We start from the raw sequence: 16,346 nt of genomic DNA, 5'->3' as shown, positions 1-16,346 counted from the left end.
CGGATGTTCGACGAACTGTTACGTTATGCCGGGACGTGTGATGGGGACGGGATCAAGGGAATTTTGAAGCAGATCATTCCGGAGTATACACCGTATTCGGGGTCGGCAGGCAATCCCCGGGTGATCTCTGCCAAAGCGGAGGCTTTGCGTAATTGATGGTAAAGAAAACTGACATAGATTCAGTGAAAACGCTGGGAAGCCTTAATCCTGATTTAAAGTTGAGATGCTCAAAGATGTGTTTATTAACGATTATGTCGTAATGGCCTTGGAAGTTGTCTGGAAGAAGGTGAAGGAAGTTAATCAATTGAAACGGAGCTTAATTACGCAGTGCAGAAAAATGTGGATGGAATGTGGTGAGTTCTCCAGCTTTGAAGCCTAATTCTTTTGTTACTCTATGAGTAAGATAGGATTAAAAATTCGCTGGCTATCTCTGGATCTCCACCGATTTCAGCGGTTGACTAAAGAAGGTGGTTGGATACTTTTTGGACAGATAGTCTCGGTTTTGGGGGCACTGGTGCTGGTGCGGGTACTCACCGAGTATCTTGATCCCGCCGCGTATGGCGAACTGGCCCTGGGCTTGACCATTGCGGGGTTGGTGAATCAGGTGGTGACAGGTGGAGTGACCGCCGGGATTGGTCGGTTCTATTCAATTGCCGCTGAGAAGGGCGATTTGTCCGGCTATTTGCAGGCCTCCCGTAAGTTGATGGGCTTTGCCATCCTGGCGATTGGCGTCATCGCACTGGCGCTGATGGCCGGCTTGATTTGGACAAATCAAACTCAATGGCTCAGTCTGACGGCAGCGGTGCTGGTGTTTTCGGTATTGACTGGCCTAAACTCTTCGTTGAGCGGCGTTCAAAATGCCGCCCGCCAACGTTCCATCGTCGCCCTGCACAGCGGCATGGATGCCTGGCTGAAAATCGGTCTGGCAGTAGGCGTGATGCTCTGGTTGGGGACTTCCAGCACGGCAGTGGTGATTGGCTATGTGCTTTCCGCTCTGCTTGTCACTGCTTCGCAATTGTTTTTTCTGAGGCGGCTATTACAAAACCGTGACAGAAAACACTCAAACCCAGGCAGTGAAAACTGGGTAAGGCAGATGTGGATGTTTTCTTGGCCGATGATGGCTGGCGGCCTTTTCAACTGGGGGTACTATGCATCACAACGCTGGGCTTTGGAGCTTTTTGCTACGACTGAGGAGGTTGGTAAGTTCTATGCCCTGACACAGATTGCCTATACCCCTATCATCTTGGCCGGTGCAATGTTAATGTCGCTGATGGTGCCAATACTGTTTGCCAGGGTCGGTGATCCAGAAAACAATTATCGTCTAATAAGTACACATAAAGTGGTATCGCGGATCGCTGTAATTGGTTTGCTAGCTACAGCAATGATGTCTGTTTTAATATATTTTTTACATAAAACAATATTCCGTATATTTGTTTCTTCTGAATATGGCGATATTTCATGCTACATGCCTTTGGTAGTGCTTTCTGCTGGATTATTGGTAGTTTCTCATTTCTTTGGAGTAACGGTATCTGCGAAAAACAAAACCAAGTTATTTTTAAAGAGAGATATTATTGGAAATTTATTAATAGCCTTGATTAATTTATACTCGACATCTAAATGGGGTTTTCAAGGTCTTATAACTTCTATGCTTATAGGGGCTGTTATACATTTGAGTTGGCAGATAATAATAGTTAAATCCGCTCTTAAGGAGAGTAGCTAATTCTATGAAAATAGTATTTGCCAGCCGCTATGTTGATCCATTTCTCGTGGGAGGGAATAAGAATGTCTATCTTCAGGCAAAATCACTTAAAGATGATTTCGGGATAGATGTTGAAATACTTACTTGGCCAGCCAATGAGCATTGGTCAGGACCAATGCCAAAGGATACGGCGATCGTTTCTGCATTGAAAGTGATTCGAGAAGGTTTGGTGTATCATGTATTCACCGCTCCACCTGATTGGGATGCAGTGGCTGGCGGTAATGTCATCTCAAATGCTGAGTGGCAGGCAGCGGTGGACTATGGAATGGAATTGCTTCGCAGGTTGCAGCCGGATATCGTCCATCTTCAACATCGCCATGGCCTGTGGTGGCTTTTGGAATCTGCTCAACGTCTTGGTATTCATACGGTTTACAGCAATCACGATTGGGGTTTGGCCTGCCTGCGGACAATATTGGTCATGGGTGATGGCACCTTGTGCAATGGGATGGTTGCACCGAATAAATGTGCTCAATGTGTTAAAAAAGGTCGCGGTTTTGTCGGCATGATGAACGAGGCCTTGGTTGAGTTTAGTGCCGGAGAAGTATTGGTTGAATTATTGGACAGAACTCCTTTTAAGGAAATATTAAGAAAACGCGGAATAGTTCGGCAGTCGGCTCTAAAACGGGCGACCACAAACCTCGATCGTGCGACCCGGGTTGTGTCTCAGTTAAGCCACTGCTTCACACCTTCGCAATTTGGGAAACAGTTTTTTTCGCGATTGGGAGTAAAGCCGGAAAGGATTACCGTATTACCCTGGTATCACAACCCTCTTGATATCAACAAAACGGTTACAGCCGATCAACCGTTCACGATCACTTATATTGGCCGCGTTTCGCCTGAGAAGGGTGTACATCTGATATTCGATGCACTCGAAAACGTGAAAAATGTTGAGCCGCTTCAATTGAGCATAGCGGGTGCCAACGATACTGTTTACTGTTCGGCGCTCAGGACAAAATATCCGCATCGAGTTGGTATTCATGATGTGACATGGTTGGATTGGTCAGCGGTTGAACCTCTGTATACCAGCACCGATGTAACCATTATCCCGTCCATATGGATTGACAATACCCCTCTCTCGCTGATTGAGGCTTTTGCCTATCGCGTGCCGGTTATTGCAACACGGGTTCCACCAATAGAGGAATTGATAACCGATGGCGTCAATGGATTTTTAGCAGAGTATATGTCTGTCGATTCACTTTCCGATGCCATCAGACGTGCCATCGCCATGAAAGTTGATATTCGTTCGGGAACGATCAAATTTCCGCCCATAATGACATTGAGAAATTACATGGCACATGTCGTCGGCAAGTATCGCGAAATAGCTCAGGCAGGAGGACATGGGGAGAATTAAAAAGGTGCCGATCAAACTCCACTGATTGCTCTTTAGTCGGTTCGGCCTTGACCTCCCGTAATTTGCAGTGATTGGTAATTATTTTTCCATAGCTATGTGATCACTTTAAGAAAGGAATATGTCCACATTCTTATTTGAAAAGTACGCTTAAACCGGATGAACCATAAAAAATTTCTAATCAACCTTCATTGGCTGCTTTCCAGCCAATTCGGCATTGATCCCCAGCGGTTTCTACGGTCGTTGTGCGGTCTGCCTCAATTTTTCAGCGACTGGCGAATGTTTCGACGCGGCTACACCGGCCGGCTGACTTGGAAGCCCTGCCTACATGATCGCTTTAAAGAAGGCGGCTCAACTAAGAGCGAGTACTTCTGGCAAGATCTACTGGTAGCGCGATGGATCTGCACTGCCCGGCCCGAAAAACATGTGGATGTGGGTTCCCGCGTGGATGGCTTTGTGGCTCACGTCGCTAGTTTTCGGGAGATCGAGGTCTTCGATGTGCGCCCTATCACTGCTGTCATTCCCGGCGTCGTCTTTCAACAGGCAGATTTGATGCAAGGGACGTCTGTGTCAAAATTTGCGGGGAAAGGAGGATACTGTGACTCGTTGTCGTGTCTCCATGCCCTCGAACATTTTGGGTTGGGGCGCTATGGAGATCCGATCGATACGAAAGGCTTTGAGCACGGCCTTAAGAATATGGCGTCTCTATTGAAAGAAAATGGCAGGTTTTACTTATCAGTTCCAATCGGAATTGATCGTGTCGAATTTAATGCCAACCGTATTTTTGATCCGCGGATTATTATTGAATTGGCATTGCAAAACTCGCTCAAACTTTCTGCTCTTATGGTTATCCGGCAAGGAGGTAGTATAGAGGAATTTGTAATTGATGATATTCATCTTTCTGAACTGGCATGCCAGCAGTATGCCCTCGGGATTTTTGTTTTTATAAAAATATGAAATTCCAAAAGCCAGATTTAGCATTCCATCCCGGTATATCGATAATTTCACAAAGCAGAGACCGTGGTATCTCTTTGCCGTGGACACAGGCAGCTCTTCTGCATTTACTACTTGTGTTGGGGGTGTTGTGGATTGGGCTAACTGTCAATACGGCGATGGTAAACACCTTACTGATCTTTGTATTTCTCACAGGATCAGGATTGTGGCTCTGTCATCGCACGAAGGAGATTTTGGCTGACCCTAATCTCAAGATATTGGGCACTTTCTGGTTGGTGAAGGTGGGTATGACCTTGTTTTTGCTCTATGCTGGATGGATACCATATCTTGATCCAGCAACGTCACCAGCATGGGGCTACGATCCGCAACGTTATTTTCAAAATGCAATGGAGTTGATCAAAAACGGCTGGAAGCCTGCCGTTAGCCAAAACTATCAAGGTATCCTTTATTATTACGCGGGAATTTTCTACCTCTTTGGATATAACCCAGTTATCCCAGCCCTGATAAATGCCTATGTAACCCTGCTTGGCACGCTTTTCCTTATCCGATGTGCTTACAGTTTTGCTCCGGAGCGTACGACCAAAGATTGGTTGCTAGTCGGGTTGTTACTGATTCCAGAAGTGCTGTGGTACGATGTGATGACCAGCCGCGAAACACTCATGGCGGTGTTGATCATTGTCGCGACCTTATCGGTTGGCCGCTATCTGGTGGGGGTTGGTAAGACCCGCCTCACCATAACACTGCTGCTTTGTGGCATAACACTCTTGGCTATTTTAGCCGTGCGAACTTCCATGGCTATTCCGGTAGTTGTCAATATCGCCATTATGGCATATATGCTTCGATCGCGTCGCCAAATGGGACCTGTGTTCAAGGTGTTGTTAATTGTCCTTGGCCTCGGGGCAATATTGGTCGGCCCGTTTATCCAGCAAGTTACAGGCGGTTATGACATTGATTACCTCGAGAAATTAGAAAGTGTCCGGTCGTTTGAACCTTCTGAAGGCCAAGAATGGAGCGATCGCTCCATCGGCCTGTACTTGGCACCCAACAACGCGTGGCAGGCCTTGCTTTATTTGCCGCCTCGCATGGTATTGTATCTGGCTACGCCGTTGCCGAATGTTACCGTCTCTATTGCCGAGCTTCTTGACGGAAGTTGGAGCGCATGGCAGCGGCTGATGACCCTGCCTACCTCGATCATGATGTTGCTTGGGTTCCACTATGTACTTGCGGCTACAGTGCAGGCGTGGCGATATCGACTCAGGTCTCCTGCATCTCTAGTACTACCCGTCACTTTTTGGTGCACCTTTATAGCCGTGGCGGGCGGCAATATTATTATTCATGAGCGTTACCGTCTGATGCTCACCTTAATACTCTTTACCTGCATGTGGTGGGGTTACACCCGATGCAGTCGCAGGGAGGTTAAGCTCTGCGCCATGGTCTGGTTCGGACTACTGGCTTGTGGCGCCCTGTTTTACATGGGCTATAAATTCATCTGATACATCGAAAGCTTTTCATGCAACCCAAAATCATAACACGCATCTTCGGTGGCATCGGCAACCAACTTTTCTGCTATGCAGCAGCACGTCGACTTGCGCTTATAAACAACGCCGAGTTAGTCCTAGATGATATTAGCGGCTTTATGTACGACCAAGACTACCAGCGGCACTATCAACTGGACCACTTCCATATTCCCTGTCGTAAGGCCACATCCGCAGAGCGATTGGAACCGTTTTCGCGGGTGCGACGATATCTGAAACGCCGCATTAACCAAAGCCGACCATTTGAGGAACGTGCTTACATCAAGCAGGAGAGAATTGATTTCGACTCACGCCTGTTGCTGATAAAGCCCCAAGGCATACTATATCTGGAAGGCTACTGGCAGAGTGAAGGGTACTTCAAGGATGTAGAAACTACCATACGTCAGGAATTGCAGATAAAACCGCCAACCGATCCCGCCAATATTGCCATGGCCGAGCGCATTCGCAGCCACACCGCAGTAGCGGTGCATGTGCGCTTTTTCGATGAACCCCAGGCGATAGGAATCAACAATGCTCCCTCCGATTACTACAGCCGCGCCATTGCCGAAATGGAGCGCCGTGTGCCCAACGTCCATTATTATCTGTTCTCCGACCGTCCCGATGCTGCCCGCGCTCGCATTCCACTGACTGAGCCCCGCATGACGACGGTCGGCCACAACAAGGGTGATGCCTTGGCTTACGCCGACCTGTGGCTGATGACTCAATGCAACCACTTTATCATCGCCAACAGCACCTTCAGCTGGTGGGGTGCGTGGCTGGCAAAACAGCCTGATAAATCTGTAATTGCGCCCAGTTTTGTAATGCGGGAAGGGACGATGTCCTGGGGGTTTAGGGGATTACTGCCAAAAAATTGGGTGAAATTGTGAACGAACAGTTACTTGAAAACCCTGCCGTGGCGGTATTGATGTCTGTTTACAACGGTGAGCGTTTGCTTAATGAAGCGATCACCAGTGTACTGGAGCAAACATTAACGGATTTTAAATTCATAATCGTCGATGATGGAAGTAATGATCAATCTTTTTCGATCATCAAACGATTCCAGCAGACTGACCCACGGATCGTTGTTATAAACAAACCCAATACCGGCCTGGTGAATTCGTTGAATTGTGGAATTCGCCAAGCACGCGGCAAGTATAATGCCCGCATAGATGCTGACGACATTTAAGGAGCAATCTGATTTGAAAAAATACCTAATTTCTATCTGCATACCTTCATATAACCGAGCTGCACTTTTGCCAGCTTTACTGGATTCCATCTTTGCTCAAGAATATTCAAATTTTGAGGTGGTTATTGCTGAGGATAACTCACCAGAACGTGTGTCAATTAGAAATGTCGCTTATGAATATTCAGCTAAGTACCCTGGCAAACTGACCTATGTCGAGAATCCAGTCAATTTAGGATATGATGGCAATTTACGTCATCTTTTTGAATTAGCGCAGGGTGATTATGTACTGTTCATGGGTAACGACGATCTCATGTGTTTAGGGGCATTAGTAAAGGTCGTCGCCGCTCTCAATCGACATCCAGACATTGGTGTGCTCCTGAGAAGTTACGCGGCATTTGATGTTACGCCCGACAATGTGGTCCAGACCTTTCGATATTTTGACCGCGAGCTATTTTTCCCCGCAGGGGCCGCAACCATTGGCACAATCTATCGCCGTTCGGTAGTTATCCCTGGTATGGTCATACACCGGGAGTCTGCGTTGAGCCATGCGACTAACCGTTTTGACGGCACGCTGCTATACCAGCTCTATCTGGTGGCGGAGATACTAGCTGAAAAAAATGCTGTTTATTTACCTGATGTTATCGTTTTATACCGCAATGGCGGCACTCCGGATTTTGGCAACAGCGCGGCGGAACAGGGTAAATTCGAACCGAAGGCCCAGACACCTGCCTCGTCGCTACACTTCATTAAAGGCATGCTAAATATTGCCCGTTATGTTGAGCAAGAGCGCGGTCTGCAGATCTTCCAACCGATACTGAGAGACATCGCCAACTATTCATATCCGATACTTTCCATTCAGGCTAAGCAGAGCCTGTCGGTTTTTCTCAGCTATTGCTGGGGACTGGCGCGTATGGGCTTTGCTCGTTACCCCATGTTTTGGGGCTATTGGCTGGCGATTCTGTTGGTGGGAGTACCGCGTATGGATGCATTAATTGTCTGGATCAAACGATGGTTTGGCCGCACACCCACTCTCGGAAAGGTCTATAAGGGCGCGGCACGATGAAAATTCTTATTGCTGGAGATTGGCATTCCGAAATTCACGAAGAATCGGTCTATCAAGCTTTTCAGCAACTTGGCCATGAGCCGATACGTTTTTCATGGCACCAGTTTTTCAAACACCAAAAGAAACTTGGTCGCTTGGCTGTGCCTTTATTAAAGGCCCAGAACAAGTACATGGTTGGCCCAGTTGTTAATCGTCTGAACCGAGATTTGGTCAATATCGCAGCAAGTGAGCAACCGGATATGGTTCTCATCTATCGCGGGAGTCATATCTTTCCAAGCACCTTGCGTGAGCTCAGTCGAAGCTTACCTAATGCCATTCTTGTTGGTTACAACAATGACGATCCTTTCTCTCCAAACTACCCAGGCTGGAAATGGCGGCATTTCTTAGCAAGTATACCCGAGTATGACCTGATGTTGGCATACAGGTTGCACAATATTGAGGAATTCAAGAAATTTGGAGCAAAACGTGTTGAACTGTTGAGGTCTTGGTTTATCCCTGAGGCAAACCACCCCATTAACTTGGAGAGGGTAGATCGTGAGAAATATGAGTGTGATGTGGTATTTGTTGGGCATTTTGAAAATGACGGTCGAATAGATTGCCTTGAAGAAATCGTTCGTCGAGGTTGGAAGTTAAAGTTATTTGGTCACAGCTACGGATGGCATAAACATATACTTCGATCAGATATTCTAAAATCTTTTTATCCACTCAGTACAGTATGGGATGTAGATTACAATAAAGCCCTTTGTGGTGCAAAAGTTGGGTTATGTTTTTTTTCAAAGCTAAATCGCGATACTTATACTCGTCGTTGTTTTGAAATTCCGGCTGCGGGTACATTATTGATGTCAGAATTTTCTTCCGATCTAGCTGGATTATTCGAGGAAGAAAAAGAGGCGGTTTATTTCCGGACTACTGAAGAATTATTAGAAAAACTCGAAAAGTATTTGGGTAATGAGAGTTTAAGAAACCAAGTCGCATTAGCTGGATATGAGAAAGTATATGAGTCTGGTCATGATGTTAAATCACGTATGGAGCAACTACTCCAGATAGTTTCAGAAATGATTACAACGAGATTGTATAATAATTAATAACATAATATTTCGAAATTAACGTACAGCAATGGACTTGTAGGTGGAGAAGAAATACGACCATTATTACAACTTTCCAATCAAGTCAATCTCACTGATAAAGTTGTTCGAAGAAATTGTACGTTGGATTTTGTAGAAAATTTATTCCATGAATATCCTGCAAATCAATTCAGTCTGTGGTATTGGCAGCACTGGGCGTATCGCGACCGATTTACATTCCATTCTTGTGTCGAAAGGTTATAAAAGCACTATTGCTTATGGCCGTGATTTTGCAACAAACTGTACACGGACAATTCGTATTGGGAGCAAATGGGCTAACTATATTCATGTTGCTCATACAAGATTATTTGATAAACACGGATTACGATCTGTTTCGGCTACTAAAAAACTCATCGCCGAGATTAACCTTTTAGATCCAGATATTATTCATTTGCATAACCTGCATGGGTATTATCTCCATATCGGTCTGTTATTTGACTACCTCAAGCATGCAAGAAAACCCGTGGCTTGGACACTACACGATTGCTGGGCTTTTACCGGACATTGCGCCCACTTTGACTTTGTCGGCTGCGACAGATGGAAGAATGGTTGTCATGATTGTCCCTTGAAATCTGAATATCCTAAAAGTCTTGTCTTTGATCGCTCGCGCCGAAACTATCAGCAGAAAAAAAAGTTGTTTGCCGGAGTTCCAGAGTTGACGATAGTGACTCCATCTCAATGGTTGGAGAAACTTGTGAAAGAGTCATTTCTACAGGAATACCCGGTAACGCCCATTCATAATGGTATTGATCTTGAATTGTTCAAATCGACACCAGGTGATTTTCGTAGACGCCACAGATTAGAGGATCAATTCCTAATTTTGGGGGTTGCCTCCATCTGGGGTGAGCGCAAAGGATATCAGTATATTATCGATCTCGCTAAGCAACTAGGCCAAGATGAAAGTATCGTGCTGGTTGGGGTCAATCAAAAGCAACTCAAACAGTTGCCGCCAGGGATAATCGGCATTGCCAAGACCAACAGTACTGCAGAACTGGCGGAAATTTACAGTGGAGCCGATCTTTTTATCAACCCAACTCTTGAAGATAATTTCCCCACCACAAACCTGGAAGCTCTGGCTTGTGGAACACCTGTTATCACCTTCAATTCTGGAGGCAGTCCGGAGTGTCTCGATGATAGTTGTGGCGTGGTGGTGAATCGGGGAGATTTGCAGGGATTGATTGATGCAATAGCCATGGTACGAAAAAACGGCAAGGAATCGTATACTGTGCATTGTCAAAAACGGGCGCGTGATTTTTTTGATAAAAACGAACGGTTTGCCGAATATATCACCTTGTATGAGTCCATGCTGAATTCTCAAGACAATCACGGTTGCTGAATTTCAGGCTTGGCCAAAATTTTCTTAACGGAGATAAATAAATGTTCAGCGGCAAAACCCTTCTCATCACCGGCGGCACTGGCACCTTCGGCAACGCCGTCCTCAACCGCTTTCTGAAAACAAATATCAAAGAAATCCGGGTCTTCAGCCGTGACGAGAAGAAGCAGGAGGATATGCGCATCAGCCTCGCTAATGCCAAGCTGAAATTTTACATCGGCGATGTGCGCGATCCGGCCAGCATCATGGCGGCCATGGATGGAGTCGATTATGTCTTCCAGGCTGCGGCGTTGAAGCAGGTCCCGTCCTGCGAGTTCTACCCGCTGGAGGCGGTGAAGACCAATGTGCTGGGGACGGAAAACGTCCTCAACGCGGCGGTGGCCTGCGGGGTCGAGAAGGTGATCTGCCTCAGCACCGACAAGGCGGTCTATCCCATCAACGCCATGGGGATCTCGAAGGCGATGATGGAGAAGCTGATGGTTGCCAAGTCTCGCTTCATCGATCCGGCCAGGACCACGTTGTGCTGCACCCGCTACGGCAACGTCATGGCCTCGCGCGGTTCGGTCATCCCGCTGTTCATCAAGCTGATCAAGGAAGGGAAGCCGCTGACGGTCACCGACCCGAACATGACCCGGTTCCTGATGTCGATCGACGATGCGGTCGATCTGGTCCTCTACGCCTATAGCCATGGCCGGCAGGGCGACACCTTCGTCCAGAAGTCGCCGGCCTCGACCATCGGCGATCTGGCCCTGGCGGTGCGCGAATTGTTCGGGGCCGACAACGAGATCAAGATCATCGGCACCCGCCACGGCGAAAAGCTCTACGAGGCCCTGCTGACCCGCGAGGAGATGGCCCGCGCCGAGGATCTCGGCGGCTACTACCGCATTCCGGCCGACAACCGCAACCTCAATTACAACAAGTACTTCGTCGATGGCCAGGAGGAGGTGTCGGCGGCCCAGGATTATCACTCGCACAATACCGAACGGCTCACCATCCCGCAGATCAAGGACAAGCTGTTATCCCTCCAGCTGGTGCGCGACGAACTGGCCGAGTGGAATGACAGCCTCAGGAACTGAGGGGTGGGTTCGCTGAACCCGGAGCAGGTCTAGTACAATGTACATCATAAACATTCGCATGTAATGCAATATGTGTTATTGTCGTTCATATATCCCATACAAGGAGGACGACATGGCACCACGATACAGGGTAACCTTGACCAAAGAAGAGCGGCATGAGTTAGAGGCCATATCAACTAAGGGCAAAAGAGCTGCTCGCACAGTATTATATTCTCGGGCATTACTGTTACTTGACGCAGGAGAATACGGTCCCAAGTGGTTAGTCGAAAGGGTTGCAGAAGCTCTGGGGATTACCTCTCGGAGCCTCGAACATTTAAAAAAACGGTTCGTCGAACAAGGTCTTTCTGCTGCCATTGAGCGTAAAGAACGGCAGACTCCTCCACGCGAGATCCAATTTGGCGGTGATTTTGAAGCAAAACTTTTGGCCTTGGCCTGTTCACAGGCACCTGAAGGTAGAAGTCGGTGGACAGTTCGGCTTTTGGCTGAAAAGATGGTCGAGCTAAATATTGTACCGAGTGTTTCTCCGATGACCGTATGTAACACTTTAAAAAAAATGAACTTAAACCTCACCAAAGCAAGTATTGGAAAATCCCGCCGGACCAAAACGCAAGCTTTATAGCAGCGATGGAAGATGTTCTTGAAGTTTATGCGCGCTCGTATGATCCCAGATTTCCGGTGGTGTGTATGGACGAATCGAGCATGCAACTGATCGGGGAAGTGCAGCAACCGATTCCTGCAGCGCCAGGTCATCCTGTTCTTATGGACGACGAATATGTTCGCAATGGAGTTGCCAACATATTTATGGAGGTTGAACCGCTCGGAGGGAAGCGAAATGTAAAAATTACCGAGCGTCGGACCCAAGTTGACTGGGCATACTTCATCAGGGAAATGCTTGAAGAGCGGTATCGGGACGCTGAAAAGGTGGTCCTCATCATGGACAATCTCAATACTCATGCAATATCCTCATTGTACTGCGCTTTTCCTCCTGAAGAGGCCAGGGATTTAGCGAATCGATTGGAAATACATTACACACCGAAGCATGGAAGCTGGCTCAATATCGCTGAGATTGAACTCAGTGTGTTAAAGCGACAGTGTCTTGCAGTTCGAATCGATTGTATTGAAAAAATGCGAGCAAAGGTGACGGCCTGGAATAATGACCGAAACAACCGGCAAACAAAGGTGGACTGGCATTTCAAAACTGTTGACGCTCGCATCAAACTGAAACGGTTATATCCGAAACTTTAAACTGTACTATATACTAGCCCATCCCGAGCATCGGCCTGCAGGAGGCCGAGCTTTCTTCGGAGATCGAAAGCCCCGTCTCCACGCATTCGGATGTCTTGATCAACCACATCCCTCCAACCGTGCGAGGCAATATGAAGTTGCTTGATTCGCGGGTATCGATAAGGTAATCATTTCCACATGGTGTGTATCAAAACAAAACTCTCGTATCGATCACCCCCTTTATCTCCAGGTGGGTTCGCCTGCCGGAGCAGCCAGGAGACCAGACCCAGACATGAATAAGTCCCTGTCGGCCCTGAAAATAAAAAATTTCACCGTCTTTCAGGACGAACGTCTTGATTTTGCCCCGCGTTTGAATGTGGTGGTGGGAGAGAACGGCACAGGCAAATCGCACCTGCTTAAACTGGCCTACAGTCTGCTGGCCGTGAGCGGCGAGGCCGGGAAAACGGGTGTTTCGTCTTCCAAAACTACGTTGCAGACGGAGATCGCCGGAAAACTGGTACGGGTGTTTCGACCCGATGCTCTCGGTCGGCTGGTGCGACGCCGACAGGGACGGGAAAAATGCGAAGTTGGGGCGGAATTTGCCGATAACCGGTTCGATATCGCGTTTTCGTTTTCTTCGCAGAGCAAAACCGAGGTGGTCATCGAACAGCCTCCTCGGGAGACGCTCGCAAAAATGCCGGTGTTTCTCCCCACCCGGGAACTGTTGACCCTGTACCCCAATTTTCTCTCGGTGTACGATAACTACTATCTGGAATTCGAGGAAACTTATCGCGACACGTGTTCCCTGCTGGGGGCGCTCGCCATCAAGGGTCCTCGGGAAAGCCGGGTGCGGGCAGTGCTCGGGCCGCTCGAACAGGCCATGGGCGGCAGGGTAGTGCTCGACCAGAACGGTCATTTTTACCTTGCCATGACGGGCAGGGGAACCATGGAAATGCCTCTTGTCGCCGAGGGGTTGCGGAAACTCGCCATGCTCAGCCGGCTGGTGGCCACGGGCTCACTGCTCGATTCCGGCTACCTGTTCTGGGATGAACCGGATGCCAACCTCAACCCCAGGTTAATCAGAAAGGTTGCCGCCTCGATTCTGGAGCTCTGCTCTAACGGCATCCAGGTATTCATTGCTACGCACAGCCTTTTTCTGCTGCGTGAACTCGATATTCTGCTTCAGGATCCGGATAGAAGAAAACTCAAGACCCGATTCTTCAGCCTTTCCCTCCAAAACGACACGACCAGCGTCGAACAGGGGGACAGGCTGGACGACCTCGCCATCATCGCTTCCCTGGATGAGGAATTGGGACAATCCGACCGTTTTCTGCAGCAGACATGACCAGCATCGAAGAAGGCGGCCTGGTTTTCCTGTTTCCGGACGGGTGGGTGGCGAGCAAATATGATGCATGGACCTGCTACCGGAAGCATTTTCAGAATCTTTGCGACTCCAAGGCGGTCGATATCCTCGCCTTGCCGCCGGAATCGGATGGCACCTTGTGGCTTATCGAGGTCAAGGATTACCGTCATAGCCGTCGGCAGAAGGAAATATCGATTTTTGATGAAATGGCCCAGAAGGTGCGGGATACCTTGGCCGGATTGCTTGCCGCCAGCGTAAACGCCTCTGTGGACGAGGAAAAACAATTTGCCCGGAAATGTTGCAGGAGAAGGCGTTTCCGGGTTGTGTTGCATCTAGAGCAGCCCGCCCCCGCCTCCAGACTTTTCCCCAGACCGTTCGATCCTGCCAACGTGCAGCTTAAACTGCGGACACTCCTCAAAGGTGTAGACCCGCACCCGCGGGTTGTCGACCGGGGGCTCCTGCCGGCTGGCCTGGGGTGGCAGGTCGATCTCGCCCCCTGAAGGGTTGTCCAACGGCATCGATTTTTTTCTGGACAGGGGCCATGGCCTGCCCCACGGTTGCACAACAAGGAGATTTCCCATGTTTATACACAGCATCACACTGAGCAATTTCTTGAGTTTTGGCGGGAAAAGCGAGGCGATACCTTTGCAGCGGTTGAATGTCGTCATCGGGCCGAACGGCTCGGGCAAGTCAAACCTGATCGAGGCTGTCGACCTGTTGAAATCGGCGCCGAGGGACCTGCTCACGCCGATTCGTGATGGCGGCGGAGTCCGTGACTGGCTGTGGAAGGGAGCTGCCGGAATACCTGCCGCTTGTATCGATGTTGTGCTCGACAACCCGAAAGGGGCAGAACATCTCCGTTACCTGTTGTGCTTTGGGGAAGTGTCGCAGCGGTTCGAGATTTTCGATGAAAAAATAGAGAAGGAGTTTCCCGATCCAGGGTACGATCAACCATATTTTTACTATCGATTTCAGAACGGCCATAGTGTCTTGAATGTCAAAGGGGAACAGCGCCGCCTGCAACACGAGGACATAGACTCTTCCCAGTCGATTCTGTCCCAGCGCCGAGATCCGGACCAGTATCCGGAAATCACCTATCTCGCCAATACCCTGGGCAAAATTAAACTGTACCGGGAATGGAGTTTTGGCCGCTATACCATCCCCCGTCTGCCGCAGAAGGCCGACCTGCCCAATGATGTGCTGGAGCCTGACGGCAGCAATCTGGGCCTGGTGCTGAACCGTCTCCGGCGGGAACCGGCGGTGAAAAAGCGTCTCCTGGAGGCGTTGCAGGGGTTGTACGAGGGGATTGACGACTACGACGTCCATATTGAAGGCGGCACCGTCCAGGTCTTTTTCCAGGAGGGGCGCTTTACCGTGCCCGCTACCCGTCTTTCCGACGGCACCCTGCGTTACCTGTGTCTGCTCGCCATTCTGTGCCATCCCGCGCCGCCCCCTGTGGTCTGCATCGAGGAGCCGGAACTTGGCCTGCACCCGGATGTCCTGCCAACCCTGGCTGATCTGATGAAAGAGGCGTCGGACCGCTGCCAGTTGATCGTCACCACCCATTCGGATGTCCTGGTCGACGCCATGACCGACCGGCCGGAAGCGGTCCTGGTGGCGGAGAAACACGAGGCCGGGACAACCCTGACCAGATTGGACGCTGACAAGCTCAAACCATGGCTGGAAAAGTACCGCCTGGGGCAATTGTGGACGCGCGGCGAGATAGGAGGTACACGCTGGTGAAACTGTACGTTGAAGGAGGCGGTGATGCCGTCGCGCTCAAAACAGCTTGCCGTGCCGGGTTTTCCGAGTTTTTACGCAAGGCCGGTCTGCGGGGATGCATGCCGAGGATCGTGGCTTGTGGCAGCAGGCAGAATGCCTACGATTCGTTCTGCACGGCCGTCGCTGCCGGGGAAGAGGCCCTGTTGCTCGTGGACAGTGAATCAGCCGTGGCTGCGGAGTGGCAACAGGGAGGGGATGAAGAATGGCTGCCATGGCGACATCTGCGCGATCGGCAGGGCGATCAATGGCAAAAACCGGCGGGGGCCGCCGAGCAGGACTGTCATCTGATGGTCCAGTGCATGGAGGCCTGGTTCCTGGCCGACCGGGAGACGCTTCGGGCATTTTTTGGTCCGGGCTTGAACTTGAATGCCTTGCCGGCGGAGGGAAATCCGCTCGAAACGATTGCCAAGGACCGGGTCTACCGAGCACTGGCCGATGCCACCAGAAACTGCACGACCAAGGCCCAATACGGCAAGGGAGAGCACTCGTTCAAGCTGTTGCGGCTGATTGCGCCGGAGAAGGTGACTGCTGCCTCAGCCTGGGCGAAACGGTTTGTCGATATGGTGCGGGAGAGAATGGGGTGTTGATGCAGGTGGGGGCTTCCGCCGGCTTTGCTGCGA

At 49.5% G+C, this 16,346-nt stretch carries 15 protein-coding genes; all 15 read left to right on the top strand.

Annotation, left to right across the window (positions count from 1 at the left end; all coding sequences use genetic code 11):
- Nucleotides 1-394: 394 nt before the first annotated feature.
- A complete protein-coding gene (locus ACWGKN_RS12225; RefSeq protein WP_452095313.1) occupies nucleotides 395-1,720 on the top strand; it encodes an oligosaccharide flippase family protein in 1,326 nt (441 codons plus the stop codon).
- Between the two features lie 4 nt (nucleotides 1,721-1,724).
- Nucleotides 1,725-3,110 (top strand): glycosyltransferase, encoded by a 1,386-nt coding sequence (locus ACWGKN_RS12220; protein WP_452095312.1) that lies wholly within the window; start codon nucleotides 1,725-1,727, stop codon nucleotides 3,108-3,110.
- Nucleotides 3,111-3,266: 156 nt separating this feature from the next.
- On the top strand, nucleotides 3,267-4,064 hold the full coding sequence (locus ACWGKN_RS12215; protein ID WP_452095311.1) for a DUF268 domain-containing protein: 798 nt from the start codon (nucleotides 3,267-3,269) through the stop codon (nucleotides 4,062-4,064).
- Complete coding sequence (locus tag ACWGKN_RS12210; RefSeq protein WP_452095310.1) at nucleotides 4,061-5,554, top strand: hypothetical protein; 1,494 nt, start codon at nucleotides 4,061-4,063, stop codon at nucleotides 5,552-5,554. Before ACWGKN_RS12215 ends, ACWGKN_RS12210 begins: the two co-directional genes overlap by 4 nt.
- A gap of 17 nt (nucleotides 5,555-5,571) precedes the next feature.
- Complete coding sequence (locus ACWGKN_RS12205) at nucleotides 5,572-6,462, top strand: alpha-1,2-fucosyltransferase (RefSeq protein WP_452095309.1); 891 nt, start codon at nucleotides 5,572-5,574, stop codon at nucleotides 6,460-6,462.
- Entirely contained in the window at nucleotides 6,459-6,761 is a 303-nt protein-coding gene (locus tag ACWGKN_RS12200; RefSeq protein ID WP_452095308.1) for a glycosyltransferase family 2 protein, read from the top strand. The genes ACWGKN_RS12205 and ACWGKN_RS12200 overlap by 4 nt, the downstream gene beginning before the upstream one ends.
- A complete protein-coding gene (locus ACWGKN_RS12195; RefSeq protein ID WP_452095307.1) occupies nucleotides 6,745-7,824 on the top strand; it encodes a glycosyltransferase family 2 protein in 1,080 nt (359 codons plus the stop codon). Before ACWGKN_RS12200 ends, ACWGKN_RS12195 begins: the two co-directional genes overlap by 17 nt.
- Nucleotides 7,821-8,909 carry a CgeB family protein gene (locus tag ACWGKN_RS12190; RefSeq protein WP_452095306.1) on the top strand — a complete coding sequence of 363 codons (1,089 nt, stop codon included), beginning with the start codon at nucleotides 7,821-7,823 and terminating at the stop codon, nucleotides 8,907-8,909. Before ACWGKN_RS12195 ends, ACWGKN_RS12190 begins: the two co-directional genes overlap by 4 nt.
- Before the next feature lie 148 nt (nucleotides 8,910-9,057).
- A complete protein-coding gene (locus tag ACWGKN_RS12185) occupies nucleotides 9,058-10,284 on the top strand; it encodes a glycosyltransferase (RefSeq protein ID WP_452095305.1) in 1,227 nt (408 codons plus the stop codon).
- Nucleotides 10,285-10,325: 41 nt separating this feature from the next.
- A complete protein-coding gene (locus ACWGKN_RS12180) occupies nucleotides 10,326-11,357 on the top strand; it encodes a polysaccharide biosynthesis protein (RefSeq protein WP_452095304.1) in 1,032 nt (343 codons plus the stop codon).
- A 112-nt stretch (nucleotides 11,358-11,469) separates the two neighbouring features.
- A protein-coding gene (locus ACWGKN_RS12175) for an IS630 family transposase (RefSeq protein ID WP_424254284.1) occupies nucleotides 11,470-12,602 on the top strand; the annotation gives its coding sequence in 2 pieces (ribosomal slippage) (nucleotides 11,470-11,899 and nucleotides 11,899-12,602; 1,134 coding nt in all).
- 271 nt (nucleotides 12,603-12,873) lie between these two features.
- Nucleotides 12,874-13,926 carry an AAA family ATPase gene (locus tag ACWGKN_RS12170; protein ID WP_452095303.1) on the top strand — a complete coding sequence of 351 codons (1,053 nt, stop codon included), beginning with the start codon at nucleotides 12,874-12,876 and terminating at the stop codon, nucleotides 13,924-13,926.
- Nucleotides 13,923-14,444, top strand: a complete 522-nt coding sequence (locus tag ACWGKN_RS12165; protein WP_452095302.1) for a hypothetical protein — start codon at nucleotides 13,923-13,925, stop codon at nucleotides 14,442-14,444. Before ACWGKN_RS12170 ends, ACWGKN_RS12165 begins: the two co-directional genes overlap by 4 nt.
- A 79-nt stretch (nucleotides 14,445-14,523) precedes the next feature.
- Nucleotides 14,524-15,687, top strand: a complete 1,164-nt coding sequence (locus ACWGKN_RS12160) for an AAA family ATPase (protein WP_452095301.1) — start codon at nucleotides 14,524-14,526, stop codon at nucleotides 15,685-15,687.
- Nucleotides 15,684-16,313 (top strand): DUF4276 family protein, encoded by a 630-nt coding sequence (locus ACWGKN_RS12155; protein ID WP_452095300.1) that lies wholly within the window; start codon nucleotides 15,684-15,686, stop codon nucleotides 16,311-16,313. Before ACWGKN_RS12160 ends, ACWGKN_RS12155 begins: the two co-directional genes overlap by 4 nt.
- The last annotated feature ends 33 nt before the right edge of the window (nucleotides 16,314-16,346 follow it).

It is taken from the genome of Desulfoprunum sp., from assembly GCF_053613775.1.
This window is presented reverse-complemented; position numbering and strand designations above follow the sequence as displayed.

Bases quoted from the DNA above. Each gene is read 5' to 3' on its own strand.
- ACWGKN_RS12225 (WP_452095313.1), top strand. From the start codon at position 395: ATGAGTAAGATAGGATTAAAAATTCGCTGGCTATCTCTGGATCTCCAC.
- ACWGKN_RS12220 (WP_452095312.1), top strand. From the start codon at position 1,725: ATGAAAATAGTATTTGCCAGCCGCTATGTTGATCCATTTCTCGTGGGA.
- ACWGKN_RS12215 (WP_452095311.1), top strand. From the start codon at position 3,267: ATGAACCATAAAAAATTTCTAATCAACCTTCATTGGCTGCTTTCCAGC.
- ACWGKN_RS12210 (WP_452095310.1), top strand. From the start codon at position 4,061: ATGAAATTCCAAAAGCCAGATTTAGCATTCCATCCCGGTATATCGATA.
- ACWGKN_RS12205 (WP_452095309.1), top strand. From the start codon at position 5,572: ATGCAACCCAAAATCATAACACGCATCTTCGGTGGCATCGGCAACCAA.
- ACWGKN_RS12195 (WP_452095307.1), top strand. From the start codon at position 6,745: ATGCTGACGACATTTAAGGAGCAATCTGATTTGAAAAAATACCTAATT.
- ACWGKN_RS12190 (WP_452095306.1), top strand. From the start codon at position 7,821: ATGAAAATTCTTATTGCTGGAGATTGGCATTCCGAAATTCACGAAGAA.
- ACWGKN_RS12185 (WP_452095305.1), top strand. From the start codon at position 9,058: ATGAATATCCTGCAAATCAATTCAGTCTGTGGTATTGGCAGCACTGGG.
- ACWGKN_RS12180 (WP_452095304.1), top strand. From the start codon at position 10,326: ATGTTCAGCGGCAAAACCCTTCTCATCACCGGCGGCACTGGCACCTTC.
- ACWGKN_RS12170 (WP_452095303.1), top strand. From the start codon at position 12,874: ATGAATAAGTCCCTGTCGGCCCTGAAAATAAAAAATTTCACCGTCTTT.
- ACWGKN_RS12165 (WP_452095302.1), top strand. From the start codon at position 13,923: ATGACCAGCATCGAAGAAGGCGGCCTGGTTTTCCTGTTTCCGGACGGG.
- ACWGKN_RS12160 (WP_452095301.1), top strand. From the start codon at position 14,524: ATGTTTATACACAGCATCACACTGAGCAATTTCTTGAGTTTTGGCGGG.